This is a genomic window from Alcanivorax sp. DG881 (genome assembly GCF_000155615.1).
Lineage (GTDB): Bacteria > Pseudomonadota > Gammaproteobacteria > Pseudomonadales > Alcanivoracaceae > Alcanivorax.
In genome coordinates, this window is record NZ_DS989915.1 from 3,751,956 (window position 1) to 3,767,965 (window position 16,010).

Consider the following 16,010-nt stretch of genomic DNA (forward strand, 5'->3'; position numbering starts at 1 on the left):
GTTTTGAGCAAAACAACAACGGGAGAGTTTCATGGGTAACGGAAAACAGACTCTGGTTAATCGCTTTCGTCGCTTGGCCTGCGCCAGCGCAATCGCCCTGGCAGCCACAGGCGCGCAGGCAGCAGAAGAGGTCAATATCGGTTTCACCGGGCCTTTGAGTGGTGGTGCGGCGTTATACGGCCAGAACACCCTGGAAGGTTTGCAGATGGCTGCAAAGGAAATCAACGAAGCGGGTGGTTTCACCGTGGATGGCGAGACCTACGAGATCAACCTGGTGTCGCTGGATGACAAGTATTCGCCCAGTCAGGCAGCGGTGAACGGCAAGCGGCTGGTGCAGCAGTACAATGCGCCGGTGATTTTTACTCCGCACTCCGGCGGGACCTTTGCGCTGCAAGCGTTCAACGAACGCGATGGTTTTGTGGTGATGTCGTACACCTCGGTGCCCACGGTGACGGAGAAAGGCAATGAGCTGACCGTACGGATTCCGCCCACCTTTACCGGTTACATGAAGCCGTTTACCAAAATCGCCATGAAAGAAAACGGCAAGAAAGTGGCCGTGGCCAACGCCACTCACGACTATGCCAAATACTGGACCAAAGCCTTTGTTCCCACCTGGGAAGCCATGGGCGGCACAGTGGTGGCGGATAACCCGATGGACTACAACAAATCCGCTGATTTCTACACCGGTGTGAGCAAGGTGCTGGCGGAGAAGCCGGATGTGATGTTCATTGGTGGTGCGTCCGAACCCACCGCGCTGGTGGCGAAACAGGCCCGTGAATTGGGTTTCAAGGGTGGTTTCGTGATTATGGACCAGGCCAAGATGGGGGAAATGTCCAAGATCATCGGTGGCTACAAAATGCTGGAAGGGTCCGTGGGCGTGGTGCCGCTGACGCTTTATGAAGAGCCGGGTGCCAAGGCGTTTGTGGCCAAGTATCACAAGCAGAACGCGGAGAAGGACCCTACCACTGAAGTGGCCTATAACTACTTCGCTCTGCACACAGTGGTTCAGGCCATGCAGGAAGCCGGTACCGTTGAAGATGCCGAGGCAATTCGTGGTGCTTTCAGCGCGGCGCTGAAGAGCCTGAAGCCGGAGAATAACCCTTACGGCGTGACGGCAATTGATGACAAGGGCGGCATGATGGCTGATCCGAATATCGCGACCGTGAAAAATGGCGAAGTGGTATTGCAGCGTATGTCTGAAGTGCTGGCTGAATAAGCCGTTATCACGAAAGCGGGGCGCCAGGCGCCCCGTTTTTCGGTCCCTTTTCAATAATGAAATTATATTCCGAAATAATTGAAACCCGCTTGTCTTTGCTTATACTGGTATGAATCTGATCCTTTCGAGTGCGGTCCGTTAACAGGGCTGGCGCTGCCTTTTACGCCGTACCGGCGATGCAGACTGGAAAGGACGTCCTGAGGAGAGTCGCAATGAGTAACCCGGTCAGCCTCAGTCGCGATAGCGACATTGGCGTTATCCGCATCAATTATCCCCCGGTCAATGCGCTGGGCCATGGCGTACGTGAAGGCCTGCAGCAATGCCTGCGTGACGCGCTGGCAGATGAACAGATTCGGGCGGTGGTGGTGATCGGTGAAGGCAAAACCTTCCCGGCCGGTGCCGATATCCGTGAATTCGGCAAGCCCCCCCAGCAGCCGGCATTGCCGGCGGTCATTGACGAATACGAAGCCAGCGACAAGCTGGTGGTAGCGGCCATCCACGGCACTGCGTTGGGTGGTGGTCTTGAAGTGGCGCTGGGCTGTGACTATCGGGTGGCGCTGGACAGCGCACGGCTGGGCCTGCCGGAAGTGAAGCTGGGGTTGCTACCCGGTGCCGGCGGTACCCAGCGTTTGCCGCGCCTGGTGGGCGCGCAAAAAGCGCTGGAAATGGTCGTCGGGGGTAACCCGGTGAAAGCCAAAGAGGCCCTGTCGCTGGGGTTGGTTGATGAGATGGTCAGCGGTGATCTGCTGGACGGCGCGCTGGCGTATACCCGTCAATTGCTGGCCGATAACGCCCCCCTGAGAAAACTCCGTGATCTGGCTGTGCCGGATGCGCAGGACGGTTTGTTCGACCAGTTCGAGCAATCCATCGCCCGTAAACAGCGCGGTTTCAAGGCGCCATTTTCTTGCATCAAGGCGGTGAAAGCGGCGGTGGAGCTGCCGTTCGACAAAGGCGTGGAGCGCGAGCGTGAGCTGTTCTTCGAATTGCTGGTGTCCCCGGAATCGGCGGCCCAGCGTCATGTGTTCTTCGCCGAGCGTGAAGTGGCGAAGGTACCAGGCCTGGACAAGAACACCCCCAAACGTGAGATCAATCAGGTGGCGGTGATCGGTGCCGGAACCATGGGTGGCGGTATCGCCATGAACTTTGCCAATGCCGGCATTCCCGTGCGCCTTCTGGAAGTGAAGGAAGACGCGCTGGAGCGCGGTGTGGCGGTGATTCGCAAGAACTACGAAAACACCGCCAAAAAAGGCCGTATCACCGATGAGCAGGTGGAACAGCGCATGGCGCTGATTCAGCCCACCTTGAGCTACGATGATTTGAGTGATGTGGACCTGGTGATTGAAGCCGTGTTCGAGAACATGGATGTGAAAGAAGCCGTGTTCAGCGAACTGGATCGGGTGTGCAAGCCCGGTGCCATTCTCGCCACCAATACATCCACGCTGGACGTGGATCGTATCGCCAGCTTCACGCAGCGTCCGGAAGATGTCATGGGCATGCATTTCTTCAGCCCTGCCAATGTAATGAAACTTCTGGAAAATGTCCGTGGTGAGAAAACCTCTGATGAGGTGGTCGCCACGGTGATGGACCTGAGCCGCCGGATTGGCAAGGTCGGTGTGCTGGTCGGTGTGTGCCACGGCTTTGTGGGCAACCGTATGTTGCATCGCCGTCAGGCGGAAGCGGTACAGTTGGTCAATGAAGGCGCCAGCCCCCAGCAGGTGGACAAGGTATTGTTCGACCTGGGCTTTCCCATGGGGCCGTTCGCCATGTCTGACCTGGCGGGCATGGATGTGGGTTACCGCATTCGTGAAGAGCTGCGCAAGGAAGATCCGGCCAATGGTCCGGCACGTAACTGGACTGACGAGCTGGTGGAAGCGGGGCGTCTGGGCCAGAAAACCCAGGCCGGCGTATTTGACTATAAAGACGGCGATCGTACCCCTGTACCTTCAACTGCTGTGGACGGCATTATTGAACAATACCGCAGCAATAACGGCATCACCCCGCGTGAGATCAGCGACCAGGAAATTCTGGAGCGTTGCATGTACGTGATGGTGAACGAAGGCGCCAAAATCCTGGAAGAAGGTATCGCTGCCCGTCCACTGGATGTGGACGTCATCTGGATCTACGGCTACGGCTTCCCGGTGTACCGGGGTGGCGTGCTGTTCTGGGCAGATCAGGTGGGTGTAAAAGCCATCTTCGAAAAAGTGAACGAGATCTATCAACAAACCGGCTCGGATGTCTGGAAGCCTGCCAAGCTGCTTAGCGATCTGGCAGAGCAGGGCAAGGGCTTCTACAGCAAATAAGCATTAGCTGAGGTAATCATGGATATTAACTTTACCCCGGAAGAACTGGCGTTTCGTGATGAAGTGCGCGTCTTCCTGGATACCAAGCTGCCGAAAGAAATCGCCAGCAAAGTGAAGAACGGCCAGCATCTGAGCAAAGACGACACCGTGCGCTGGCAGAAAATTCTCAATGAACAGGGCTGGATGGCCCTGCACTGGCCGAAAGAGCATGGCGGCACGGGCTGGTCGCCGATTCAGAAGCACATTTTTGAAGAAGAATGCGCAGAGTACGGTGCCCCGAGTGTGTTGCCGTTCGGTGTGAACATGGTGGCGCCGGTGATCATCAAGTTCGGTACCGAAGAGCAAAAGCAGAAGTACCTGCCGCCGATCCTCAACAGTGATGTGTGGTGGTGCCAGGGTTACTCCGAGCCGGGTGCCGGTTCTGACCTGGCCGGCCTGAAAACCAAGGCGGTGCGCGAAGGCGATCATTACGTGGTCACCGGCCAGAAGACCTGGACCACCCTGGGCCAGCATGCCGACTGGATTTTCTGTCTGGTACGCACTGACCCCAGCGCCAAAAAACAGGAAGGCATTTCTTTCCTGCTGATCGACATGAAAACGCCGGGCATCACGGTGCGTCCGCTGATCACCCTGGACGGCGAGCATGAAGTCAACGAAGTGTTCTTCGATGAAGTGAAAGTGCCGGTAGAAAATCTGGTGGGTGAAGAGAACAAGGGCTGGACCTGCGCCAAGTACCTGCTGACCTTCGAGCGTACCGGTATCGCCGGTGTGGGCCAGTCCAAGGCGGCCCTCAAACACCTTAAAGAGGTGGCGCGCAAAGTGCAGCAGAACGGTAAGCCGCTGATTGACGATCCACTGTTCCGCAACCGTCTGGCGGACGTGGAAATGGAACTGATGGCGCTGGAAATGACCAACCTGCGTACTGTGGCTGCGGCCCAGGCCGGTGGTGTTCCTGGTGCAGAAAGTTCTTTCCTGAAAATCATGGGTACCGAACTGCGTCAGGAAATTACCGATCTGTTCCGCCGAGCCGCTGGCCCTTACGCCCAGCCGTTCCTGCCGGAAAGTTTCGAGGCGGATTATGACGGTGAACCGGTTGGCCCGGAATTCGCCAACACGGTATCCACCAAGTACTTCAATATGCGCAAGCTGTCGATCTTCGGCGGTTCCAATGAAATTCAGAAGAACATCATCGCCAAGATGATTCTCGGTCTGTAAGGAGTATTGAGCATGGATTTTAAACTGAGCGACGAACAGCGCATGCTCGAAGAAACCGTGGGCCGCTTGGTTCGCGATGGCTATCCCTTCGACGTACGCGAAAAAGCCCGTACCAGTGAGCTGGGGTATTCCGCTGAAATGTGGCAGCAGTTTGCCGAGCTTGGCCTGTTGGGCGTGCCGTTTTCCGAAGACTTTGGTGGCTTCAACGGCGGCGGCCCGGAACTGATGGTCGTGGCCGAAGGCTTTGGCCGCGGCCTGGTACTGGAACCTTACCTGGCAACAGTGGTGCTGAGCGGCACGCTGATCAATTCACTGGGCAGCGATGCGCAGAAAGAAAAACTGATCAGTGCGATTGTTGGTGGTGAGTTGCGTCTGGCACTGGCTGCTTACGAGCCGGAAGGCCGTTACGACCACACCCACGTGGCAGCCACCGCAGAGAAAAGTGGCGATGGCTACAGCCTGACGGGTAACAAGGCCGTGGTGCTCCACGGTGACAGCGCCGACCAGCTGGTGGTGATTGCCCGTACCGGCGGTAATGGCACGGACCGTGATGGTTTGTCTGCGTTTATCGTGGATGCCAACGCCGACGGTGTCAGCCGTCGCGGTTACGAAACCATCGACGGGCTGCGTGCGGCGGAAATTACCTTTAACAAGGCGGCAGCGGAATTGCTGGGCGAAGAAGGCAAGGCCATTGATGCGCTGGAAGCTTCCCTGGCGCTGGGCATTGTTGCCCTGTGCGCAGAAGCCACCGGTGCCATGGAAGTGGCCTGTGATCAGACGTTGGCCTATATCAAGGAACGCCAGCAGTTTGGTGTGGCCATTGGCAAGTTCCAGGCGCTGCAGCATCGCATGGTGGAAATGCGTATGGAGCTGGAAAAAGCGCGTTCCATGACCATCTTTGCGGCCTGTTCTCTGGACGCTCCGGCCCAGGTTTGCGCCAAGCGTGTAGCCGCCGCCAAGGCGATTATCGGCAAGTCCGGTCGCAAGGTGGCGGAAGAAGCTATCCAGTTGCATGGCGGCATGGGCATGATGGAAGAAACCGCAGTGGCCCATTACGCCAAGCGGATTGTGCTCATTGATCACCAGCTGGGTGATCTGGGTTACCACATGCAGCAGCTGGAAAGCTTGCTGGATGTGGATGACGATGCAGCATAAGTAGACGAAAAGGGCGGCTTCGGCCGCCCTTTTTCGTTGTCTGTGGCGGTCGCTAACGACACAGGGGCGGCCTGAAACGACAATCCACGCAATGCGCTATTTGAAGCGGGCCTGCCTTCCCCCAGTGTGTGGACTGACTTTTACTGTTTTGCGTTTTACGGGAGAGAAAGCATGAGTGTGAATCGCCAGATTATTTTATCCGAGTACCCCAAGGGGATGCCCCAGCCTGAACATCTGCCTTTGAAAGAAGGCGCGATGCCTTCGCCGAAAGAGGGCCAGGTCCTGATCAAGACCATCTACCTGTCCCTGGACCCGTACATGCGTGGGCGCATGAGCCCGGCCAAGTCCTATGCGGCCAGCGTGGAGCTGGGTGATGTGATGCAGGGCGGCACCGTCGGCCAGATTGTGGAATCGCGCCTGGAAGGCTATGAAGCCGGTGACTACGTGCTGGGCTTCGGTGGCTGGCAGGAATACTCCGTGCAGGGCAAGGAGATGCTGCGCAAGCTGGACCCGAAGCAGGTGCCGATCAGCACGGCGCTGGGCGTGCTGGGTATGCCGGGCTTTACCGCCTATGCAGGTCTGCTGGAAATTGGTCAGCCCAAAGAAGGCGAAACCGTGGTGGTGTCTGCGGCCAGCGGCGCGGTGGGTCAGATTGTTGGGCAGATCGCCAAGATCAAAGGCTGCCGCGTGGTCGGTGTTGCCGGTGCACCGGACAAGTGCCAGCACGTGGTGGACACCTATGGCTTCGATGCCTGTGTGAACTACAAGGACGACGATTTCGAGGCTCAACTGAAAGCCGCCTGCCCCAATGGCATTGATGTTTACTTCGAGAACGTGGGTGGCAAGGTGTTCGATGCGGTGATGAAGCTGGTGAACGACTTCGCCCGTATTCCCCTGTGTGGTCGCATTGCTCACTACAACGATACCGAAGCGCCCCAGGGGCCGGATCAGTTGCCCGCGTTTCTGACCAAGCTGCTGGTGAAACGGGTATTGATCAAGGGCTTTATCCAGTTCGATTATGCTCACCTGATGAAAGATTTTGTCCGCGACATGAGCACCTGGATGCAGGCCGGCAAAATCCAGTATCAGGAAGATGTGGTTGAAGGGCTGGAAAACACCGTGGATGCCTTCCAGGGGCTGCTGCAAGGGCGTAACCGGGGCAAGCTGCTGGTACGGGTCAGCGAAGATACCTCCCGGTAATGGCAACAGTGGAGGCGCAGGTCCAGGCGCTTTTTGCTCTGCATGGCCCGCGCTACCGCTGGCTTGCAACGATAACGGTGATGCTGGGCACCATGTCCGTGGTGCTGGCGTCCACCATTATCAATGTGGCTATTCCCACCATCATGATCGAGTTCCAGCTGGCGCAGGATCAAGTGCACTGGCTGGCGACCGGTTTCCTGGCAGCAATGACAGTGGGCATGCTGCTCAATGCTTGGTGTACCCAACGATTTGGGGCCCGTGGTGCTTATTTGTTGGCCATGGGCCTGTTTGTGGTGGTGTCCATTATTGGCGCTGCCAGTGAACATTTCCCCTTGCTGGTGGCTGCCCGGGTAGGGCAGGGCCTGCTGGCCGGGCTGATCCAGCCGCTGGCCATGATTACCATCTTCCAGGTGTTCCCTCTCAATCGTCGCGGTCAGGCCATGGGTATCTATGGGCTGGGTGTTGTCCTGGGCCCGGCCATTGCTCCGGCCATTGGCGGGGTGCTGGTGGATACGTTGTCCTGGCGGGCGGTGTTTCTGGTGGTGCTGCCGGCCTGTGTCGTGGGGATGGTCATGGCAGCCCGCTACCTGCCACGGCGTGAAGCCGAGGCGGACCCGGTTGCACTCGACAGGGTGGGGCTGATCTCGCTGGCGCTGGGTATCACGGCCTTGCTGTGGGCACTGGCCAATGGGCATCGCCGCGACTGGATCGACCCACTGCTGTTGCTGGCGTTTTTCGGTGGCTTGGGGCTGTCCGCGTTTTTTGTTTATTGGCAAACCCGTCTGCAGCATCCGTTAATGGATCTGCGGGTGTTTCGCTACCGGGGCTTCACTGGCAGTTTCCTCATGTCCATGGTGATTGGTGCCGGGGTGTTCGCTTCCACCTACATCACTCCATTGTATTTTCAGCAAGTGCTGGGCGAGAACGCGGCCAGCGCGGGGTTGATGTTGATGCCGGCGGGCCTGGCCATGGCCTTTACCTTTCCGGTAGCGGGCCACCTGACCGATCGTTTCCCGGAAACGCGGATCATGGCAGCGGGGCTGGTGTTGTTTATCTTCAACATGGTGCTGATGGCCGGTGCTAACCTGGGCACGTCAGCGGTGTGGCTGGTGTGGTGGACCTTGCTGGGCCGGGTGGGATTGGGGCTGATGATGCCGCCATCGTCCACCGGGGCTCTGGGGCTGTTGCCGCCGGCGCTGATCCCCCAGGGCTCGGGCATTTTTAATTTTGGTCGCCAGATTGGTGGCGCACTGGGTGTGAACCTGTGCGCCCTGTGTATTCAGTTTTTCAGTGAATCCTTTGCCCAGACTCGGCCGGATGCGTCGGCGGCGCAATCGTTCGAGGCGGGTTTTGATATGGCATTTCTGCTGTTGCTGGCCATCTTTGTGGCGGCACTGTTGCCGCTGCGCAGCATGCAGCAGGGCATGCGACATTTGGGAGAACAACGAACATGAACAAGACCGGGAATGACAAGCCGGACATTCTGGTAATTGGTGCCGGTGCTATCGGCAGTTTCTATGGCGCGATTCTGAAGCGGGCGGGTTGTACCGTGAGCGTGGTGCTGCGGTCGGATTATGACGCAGTAAAGGCCGACGGCTTTCGCTTTACCAGCCCTCTGGGAGAGCTGTCGTGGACACCGGATCAGGTCTATCAACCTGGCGATACCCCGGTACGACATCCGGATTATGTGTTGCTGTGCGTCAAGGTGCTACCCGGTGTGGACCGGGCTGAACTGGTGCGCCCCTGGCTGGGCGAGCATACCGGGCTGGTGTTGATTGAGAATGGTCTGGATATCGAGCGTGAGCTGGCGGATGCCTTCCCGCGCAATCCTCTGGTGAGCTGTCTGGCGTTTATTGCGGTGAGTCGCACTGGCCCGGGCACTGTTAACCATCAGGCCTATGGGCAGCTGGTCATGGGGAGTTTTCCCACGGGATTTGATCATCATTGCGCGCAGTTGGCGGGCTTGTTCCGCGAGGGGGGCATCGATATCAACGAGACGGATGCGGTGGTGGGTGAACGCTGGCGCAAGTGCGTCTGGAATACCCCGTTCAATCCGTTGAGCGTGCTGGCCAACGGGGCCGATACCTTGACCATGCTCGATGCGCCAGGCGGTGAAGCGTTGATTCGCACCTTGATGGAAGAGGTGATCTCGGTGGCCCAGGCCGATGGCTACCCCATGCCGGACGGCATTATCGAGAAGAACCTGTCAGGAACCCGGGCCATGGGCGCGTATAAAAACTCCATGGCGCTGGATTATCTGAACGACAGGCCCATCGAGCTGGATGCGATTCTTGGCAACGTGGTCGCCATAGCGGACCGCCTGAATGTGCCGGTTCCCCATCTGCGCACTGTGCTGGTAACGCTGCGCATCCGGCAGGCATGACGATTCGCCACTGAAGCGAATCATGTCAATCAGGCCGCAACATGATACTTATCGTCATGTTGCGGTTTTTTTTGTCACCTTTTTGTTAAGCAATAAATTGATCAGCGCAAAAGCGCTCAATGAAGATCGGCCGGAGGACGAGCCTGTAAAAGAAGGGGTGAGCGCTTGAGACGGATACACAGGAAATGTCCCCGTATACCGTAAAAGTAGATAAAAGCCTGATTTTTGTAGATTTTTAAATTACAAACGCTAACGCGCAGGCACTGGCGCGCTGTCGCATGCATCCGTGACTATGTAGTCCGAAAACAAGAAAAGGGTGACATGATGCGTATAATAAAACTCCCCGCCATCGCCTGCCTGCTGCTGTTGCCATTGCTGCAAGCCTGTGAAGAAGAACCGGATGTGTTCGTGCCGCCGGACCCTGGCAATGCCCTCATTTACGCTTACCCCTCCAGTGGCATGGTGGACTTGCCTTTGGGAAGCAAGCTGCTGCTGACGTTTTCCAACGGTATTGATGAGGCTGCGGCCAGGGAAGATTGTCAGCCCGACGGTGACAACTTTGTCGGCGCGCTTTGCCTGGCGGACAGCAAAGGGAATCTTGTTGACCTGGCCAGTGCCGAGGTGTCGAACCGGAATCGGACCTTGACGTTTTCCATGGAAAACCTGCGTGCCGGTGAGCAATACCGCCTTTGGGTGTCACCCGAGATTGCCCCGGGAGTGGTAAACCTGGGCCAGGACGGTCCGCTGATCACCTTCCGCACTCGCCAGTACCACCCAGTGCCTGATCAGGTGCCTGAGGTGTTGGTTATCAATCAGGAAAGCCCCGCGGTCTATCTGCCTGAGCCTGAAGGGGCTGAACGTTTTCCGTTCATGGATTTTTCGCCGGTACGCATCACCTTTACCGAGCCGCTGGTGCAAACCACCGTACGCTATGGTGACACGGTGCAACTGGTGCATCAGGAATCCGGCGAGCTGGTGGATGCGCACATTCTGAGCGAGCGTCATTACATTACTCTCGACCCGAAAACCGATCTGATCGGCGGTGATACCTACACGCTGACGCTGGAGGGGCTGCAGGATTTTGATGAGGACGTGCTGGAGACGGTGGTTTATGAACTGACGCCCCGGTTATCCAAGGATGATGTGGCCGATCTCAATCCGCCGATCAAGCAGTTGATGAAAGCCCAGCCTGCGCTGGGTGATCCGGGGTACCCGGAAACGTCACGCCTGCACGGGCTGCCGCTCAACCAGTTCAACCTGGTCACCGAGGCCCTGGGCCTTACCCAGGTGGATGCCAAGCCGCTGGTGCTGGAAGGCTGGATGGGGCGCCCGGATGAGCATGTACAAGCCGTGCCGGTGGTGGCCCGCGCCGGTCAGCAGCTGCGTATTACCGGTATCGATCCAATCCTGCTGGGCGGTGAAGTGCGCACGCCCATGTTCACCGGTGACCTGATCGGCACCTTTGTCACTGACGTCACCGGTTACCTGACCACCAATCCCTATCGGCCCGAGGGCTTTCAGCCCGATGACGATTTTGCGCCGATGTATGTCCACATGAATTTCGATCTCGCCATGCATGCGGTGGAGCCACGAGGCAACGCGTCGGTTAACCAGAACCTGATGCATGTGCAGGCAGTCGGGGTGGTGGACGTAAAGGATGGGGCCCTGACTTTCGAAGTCTTCCGTACCCTGGAGCTGGATATCCTCAGTGGTGCAGCCAAAGTGAGTGCGGACTTTGCGTTGGGGGTGCGTGCGGATTCGGCATTCGAATTTGAACAGCTCAACCGTGATCCGCTGCAGGTTACCGGCTCCTTTCCCGAACATAACCAAACCCAGGTAGAGCCGAGCAACAATATCATCGTGGTATTCAACGAGCCAGTGAGTGACGAGGGAATGGAAGGGGTTCAACTGTTCCGCCAGGCTAGCAGCGAGCCGGTGCCGATTCAGGTGCGCAGCAGTGGCTCCAATCTGGTGATCACGCCGCTCGATGAATTGACGGCGGGTGAACGCTATAACCTGGATCTGGGCGATAACCTGAAAGACATGGATATCTTCGATCCTTCTTACCTGGAGTTTGTGCCCGGTGACGCCACCGACGGCAGCGGGCAGATTGTTTTTGATACCGCCAGCTACGCGGCCAACAACGATGCTCCGGTGCTGCCGCCGGTGGTGCTGGGGTTGTACCCGGGTATCGGCTGTGCCCTGGAAGACCGTGGTGTCGAGCGCCAGGATGCCCAGGGTAATACGCTGGAAATGGCGGGGCGCTGCGTGGGCGGTCTGGCCGACGACTCACTTTACTATCCCTTCTTTTATGACGTCAGCCGCCCCATTGAGGTGAGCTTCAATATGCCCATGGAGCTGGCGTCCATGACCTTCGGCACCATTGCGGCTGATGGTGAGTCCTGTGAAGGCGGAGCCATGTGTCTGGCAGAAGCAACGGAGAGCGGTTGGGCATCTATTCCGCTGTCAGCCCGCCGTAACAGTCTGCGTCTGCGTGCGGTACCGCCGCCCAACACCCTGGTGCCGGGCAGGGCATACCGGCTGGTGATCAACGGTGGTGACAATGGGGAGGAGGTATTCCGTAGCCATGACCGATTCGACAATCTGGGTATCAATACGGATCCGCTCAATGGCATGGGCACCTGTGGCCCTCTGTCCAATATGCCCTGCGAAGGTGGCCCACCCATTCTGATTGATTTTACCGCGACGCCGGATGTGGGGGCGGCCTATGCCACGGTGCTGACTCGCAAATACACGGACGTAAACGGTAACGGTGTTCAGGATGTTGACGAGCCGGGCGCAGAAAAAAACCATGCCCGGGGCTTTATCAAAAGCACCGGCGGTTTGATCGGCGGCGCCAATCTCGATGAGGGCGACCAGATCTTTACCAATGCGGCGCTGCCCATGGCGTTTCTGCCCAAGGTGCCGCTGGACCTGAGTTACATCGGTCTGGTGGATGAAGGGAATGGTCGCTGGTGTGCCACCGAGGAAGATGCCGATGGAGATATTTATTGCATCCAGACGGTGGGGGACACGGCTATTCCGGTGGAAATTAATGCCCAGCATGTCATGGGGACGTCGCTGGTTGCCAACGCAAACCTGGCCATTCCCGTGTTGGGCGATTTGATACCTCTGCCATTGGAAACGGGAGCGCTGGTGCTGCGTTTCCGGCCCTATGACGACATGCCGCCGCAGCCGTTGCGGGGTTTTGTCATCAACGCTATCGACCCGGACACCGGGGAGGAAATTGACGACCCGGTTTTTATTACCCGTCTGGATGCCTGGCTGGATGCGCCGGATGTGCGACTTTTCTCGGCGTTGCTCCCCGGCGGGGCAGCCATTCCGAATGTGGCTGACGCCAACGTGAGAAGCCTGCCGGTGTCTGCCTATCTGAACGGGCCGGTGAAATTCCTGCGCAATGGCCAGATTACGCTGGAATCGAGTAATGCGTCTGCCATTGCTGCCTCTCTGAATCTGAGTATCGACCTGGGCGCCCTTATCCCGGTATTGGGTGACCTGCTTGATCTGATTATTGGCGGGGTGCTGCCGGAAGAGGGCGTTGGCTCACTGGAGCTGGGCATTGCCAAGGACGACTTCCGCATCCGGGTGGTCAACAATCCGGCCCACGCGCGCTTTACCTCGGCTGGCCAGGAAAACGCGGGAGATCGGTAATCATGAAAATAACAATGACCAATAAAAAACGGGTTTACCTTGCTGCCGTATTAACACTGCTGGGAGGCAACGCCACTGCCGCTCAGGATCTTTACGGACCGGACTATCCCGGGGTGAAGTTCACGCAAAAACTGTTTGGTGAGGACCGGCTTTATTTTCGTCTCGGGGCTCTCTATATGAGCCCGGATGTGAAGACCAACTCGATCACCTTGAGCAACCTGTCGGAAATTGCTGAAGTGGCGGTGGAATCAGGCGAACAGGAAGGCGATGCCTTTAGTGACCCGCTGATGATTCCGGCGGCAACGATTGGCTATAAACTGCGATGGGGAGCCTGGGGTGGTGGTTGGTCAGTAGAAACGATGGCGGCCATGCCGCCGACTCTTGAGCTAAAAGCCAAGGGGCGTATTGCCGATGTGCCTCTGGTGACCGAAGCCAACGGGATTCCCACCGGTGTTCCGGCCTTGGGGGAAAAAGTGGCGGAAACCAAGGTGGCGCCGCCCATGGTGACTTTGGTGAAACGCTTTCGTAACGAGCGAAATTTCCGCCCTTATGCCGGGTTGGGAGTGGTGTATTTATTCACCTACGACAGCCACGTGACTAACCCCATTCTTACTGAAGTGGGCGAGCCGGAATTGGAGATCGAGAACAAGTTTGGCTGGGTTGGCCAGGTGGGGGTGGATTGGCGGATGACGGACTACTGGTGGTTGGCGGCGGATTTTAAATACATCAGCGTGAAAGATGTTTCGGCCACGGTGGAAAGAACTTTCATCCGGGCGCCGGGTTTGCCGCAGTACCAGTATGCTGAAGTGGGGGATGCGGAGTTCAACGCTGACATGAATGTCTATGCGTTCAGTCTGGGGGTGGGTTTCACCTTCTGAAGCGCGTTGCCAGTTGGGTTACGCCGCGTTGCGGCGTAACCCAGCCATTCGTCAAGGAAACGAGGCCGGTGTCACTGGCCGTTTTCTATTTCCGCGAGTTGCTCCTTGCTCAGCACGGAAACACTCTCGGTGGTCTCATCGAAGACCACAAAGACCTGTTCCTTTTTCAACTGTTCGCGTACCTGCTTCACCTTGGTGGCGGTGGGAATTTCCGTGTCGCCGTAGTCGGTGCCGTCTCGCGTCACGAATTCTTCAATCAGGTTGTGAAGGGTATCCGGTGGCAGGTCTTTCCAGGGAACGATGATGGGCATATATCCAGTTCTATAAAAAAGTGAATATTGTCAGGGAAGCATTCGATGACGTGCAAAACCCTGAATTTCAGTTTTCTCTTTCGTCTTTAGCGTCAGGCATCCGGCGTGGAGCGTCACGCTTCCAGCCTATACCAACAGCAACTGGATGCCGGTGCCGACAATGACAATCCAGGATGTGAGGATGCCCAGCTGGCGGGGCAGGTTGGCGCTGCTGCGGGGCACCAGCATGCCATAGGCGTAGGACACGCGCCCGGCCAGCAGCAGGATGCCGTAAACGTGCAGGGCGCTATTGCCGCCGCCATTGATTTCCAGCAATGCCATCAGGATCAGCGCCAGCGGAATGTATTCCACCGTGTTGCCGTGGGCACGGATCGCGCGGTTTACGTCTTTGTGGCCACCGTCACCCAGGGACACTTTTTTTCCCAGGCGGTAGCGAACCACGTTAGCCGCCAGGGCGACGACAAGAAAACCGCACAGGGCGGCGTACAGGGCGGTAATGGGCAAGCTGATTAATTGCATGGTTTCCACTCAGGTTGTTTTTTGCGTTTGCGAACAATAAACCGGGATGGGTCCAGGGCGTCAACCAATTGTGAGTCTACGGGCAGTGCTTGCCCGGTTATCAAATCGGCCAGCAGGTCGGCACATAGCGGTGTGCCAGTAATGCCCCGGCTGCCGTGGGCCAGGTTCAGGTACAGGCCGGTGGCCGCGCGATGCGGGTTGTCGGTGGCCACGGGCAACGGGCCGCACAGAGGAACAAAGTCGAGGCTCTGGCAACGAAAGGCCACGCGCCGGTCCTGGATGACAATGGCTTCCCCGCCTAGCGCCTGCCAGTGTTCGGGCAGGTAGTGTTTCAGTTGTGCCAGGTTGTCAGCGTCGTCTGCATCGGTGGGGCCGGGTTGGCTGTCGTGAAGATTGAAGGTGGCGCCTACGCAATGCAGATCATCCAGTGCCGGCGTCAGGTAGCCGCCATGGCATTGGGCCTGCTGCCATTGCCGGGAGGCCTCGGTGGCCTGGCAATAACTGACCTGGCCGCGAATGTGTTTAAGCGGTAGCCAGGCCAGGCCCGGTAGCTGCTGGCTGGCACCGGCGGCGCAGACCACCACGGCGTTGGCGTACAGTTGGCTGCCATTGTCCAGCATGACGCTGGCGGGCGTGCCTTCGTGTAGTGAGGTCACGGTTTCACGAAGTAGGGTGATGCCCGGGTGATCAAGCAGGTGCTGGCACCAGCGATCCGGGCGCAGGTAGCCGCCGCCCACCATTTCCACGCCATTGCCGGCCGGCGCCGGGCGCAGCAGGTCGGCAGGCCAGGCGCCGCTGTCCATGGCCGCGGTGAATTTGTCCCGTTGTTTGTCGTTTACAAAGTGCTGGATGACCCCGTTGAGCTGGCCGTCCTGATCGCTGGCGGGAAAGCCGTAATGGTGCAGCCAGCGTAACGCATGACGGTAGCTCACTTGGTAGAAACGGTTCTGTGGTGTCAGGTGCGGGCTGGCGGTGCTATATACCACCCCGGCCAGATTGCCGGACGCGCCGGTGGCAATGCCCCGGGGGTCCACAACGGTCACTCGCCAGTTCCGTTCGGCCAGGGCGCGGGCCGTGGTGGATCCGGCCAGCCCGGCGCCGATGACGATGGCATGCGGGCAGACAGGGGCTGCGGTTTCGGTCATGGCAAAGACGGCCCCT

At 58.1% G+C, this 16,010-nt stretch carries 12 protein-coding genes; 9 read left to right on the forward strand and 3 right to left on the reverse strand.

The window, feature by feature from the left end; translation table 11 throughout:
- The first annotated feature begins 31 nt into the window (after positions 1-31).
- The 9 genes from ADG881_RS16910 (at position 32) to ADG881_RS16950 (ending at position 14,019) form a co-directional block, all read left to right on the forward strand.
- A complete protein-coding gene (locus tag ADG881_RS16910) occupies positions 32-1,216 on the forward strand; it encodes an ABC transporter substrate-binding protein (protein WP_007150163.1) in 1,185 nt (394 codons plus the stop codon).
- 212 nt (positions 1,217-1,428) lie between these two features.
- Positions 1,429-3,516: a 3-hydroxyacyl-CoA dehydrogenase NAD-binding domain-containing protein gene (locus tag ADG881_RS16915; RefSeq protein WP_007151322.1), complete on the forward strand. Its 2,088-nt coding sequence runs from the start codon at positions 1,429-1,431 to the stop codon at positions 3,514-3,516.
- 18 nt (positions 3,517-3,534) lie between these two features.
- Positions 3,535-4,731: an acyl-CoA dehydrogenase family protein gene (locus ADG881_RS16920; RefSeq protein WP_007149200.1), complete on the forward strand. Its 1,197-nt coding sequence runs from the start codon at positions 3,535-3,537 to the stop codon at positions 4,729-4,731.
- Between the two features lie 12 nt (positions 4,732-4,743).
- Complete coding sequence (locus ADG881_RS16925; RefSeq protein WP_007150818.1) at positions 4,744-5,886, forward strand: acyl-CoA dehydrogenase family protein; 1,143 nt, start codon at positions 4,744-4,746, stop codon at positions 5,884-5,886.
- A 171-nt stretch (positions 5,887-6,057) separates the two neighbouring features.
- Complete coding sequence (locus tag ADG881_RS16930; RefSeq protein WP_007151132.1) at positions 6,058-7,086, forward strand: NADP-dependent oxidoreductase; 1,029 nt, start codon at positions 6,058-6,060, stop codon at positions 7,084-7,086.
- Positions 7,086-8,540 (forward strand): DHA2 family efflux MFS transporter permease subunit, encoded by a 1,455-nt coding sequence (locus ADG881_RS16935; RefSeq protein ID WP_007149966.1) that lies wholly within the window; start codon positions 7,086-7,088, stop codon positions 8,538-8,540. Before ADG881_RS16930 ends, ADG881_RS16935 begins: the two co-directional genes overlap by 1 nt.
- Positions 8,537-9,469 carry a ketopantoate reductase family protein gene (locus ADG881_RS16940; RefSeq protein WP_007148365.1) on the forward strand — a complete coding sequence of 311 codons (933 nt, stop codon included), beginning with the start codon at positions 8,537-8,539 and terminating at the stop codon, positions 9,467-9,469. The genes ADG881_RS16935 and ADG881_RS16940 overlap by 4 nt, the downstream gene beginning before the upstream one ends.
- Before the next feature lie 321 nt (positions 9,470-9,790).
- Complete coding sequence (locus ADG881_RS16945; protein ID WP_007149112.1) at positions 9,791-13,141, forward strand: Ig-like domain-containing protein; 3,351 nt, start codon at positions 9,791-9,793, stop codon at positions 13,139-13,141.
- Between the two features lie 14 nt (positions 13,142-13,155).
- Positions 13,156-14,019 carry an OmpW family protein gene (locus ADG881_RS16950; protein ID WP_232211746.1) on the forward strand — a complete coding sequence of 288 codons (864 nt, stop codon included), beginning with the start codon at positions 13,156-13,158 and terminating at the stop codon, positions 14,017-14,019.
- 71 nt (positions 14,020-14,090) lie between these two features.
- On the opposite strand, the gene ADG881_RS16955 is transcribed toward ADG881_RS16950, so the two are convergent.
- The 3 genes from ADG881_RS16955 to mnmC all read right to left on the reverse strand — a co-directional run bounded on the left by ADG881_RS16955 (position 14,091) and on the right by mnmC (position 15,994).
- Entirely contained in the window at positions 14,091-14,330 is a 240-nt protein-coding gene (locus ADG881_RS16955) for a YheU family protein (protein ID WP_007148993.1), read from the reverse strand.
- Positions 14,331-14,456: 126 nt separating this feature from the next.
- Positions 14,457-14,849 carry an MAPEG family protein gene (locus tag ADG881_RS16960; protein WP_007148439.1) on the reverse strand — a complete coding sequence of 131 codons (393 nt, stop codon included), beginning with the start codon at positions 14,847-14,849 and terminating at the stop codon, positions 14,457-14,459.
- On the reverse strand, positions 14,840-15,994 hold the full coding sequence (mnmC, locus tag ADG881_RS16965; RefSeq protein WP_007149842.1) for an FAD-dependent 5-carboxymethylaminomethyl-2-thiouridine(34) oxidoreductase MnmC: 1,155 nt from the start codon (positions 15,992-15,994) through the stop codon (positions 14,840-14,842). Before mnmC ends, ADG881_RS16960 begins: the two co-directional genes overlap by 10 nt.
- Between the last annotated feature and the right edge of the window lie 16 nt (positions 15,995-16,010).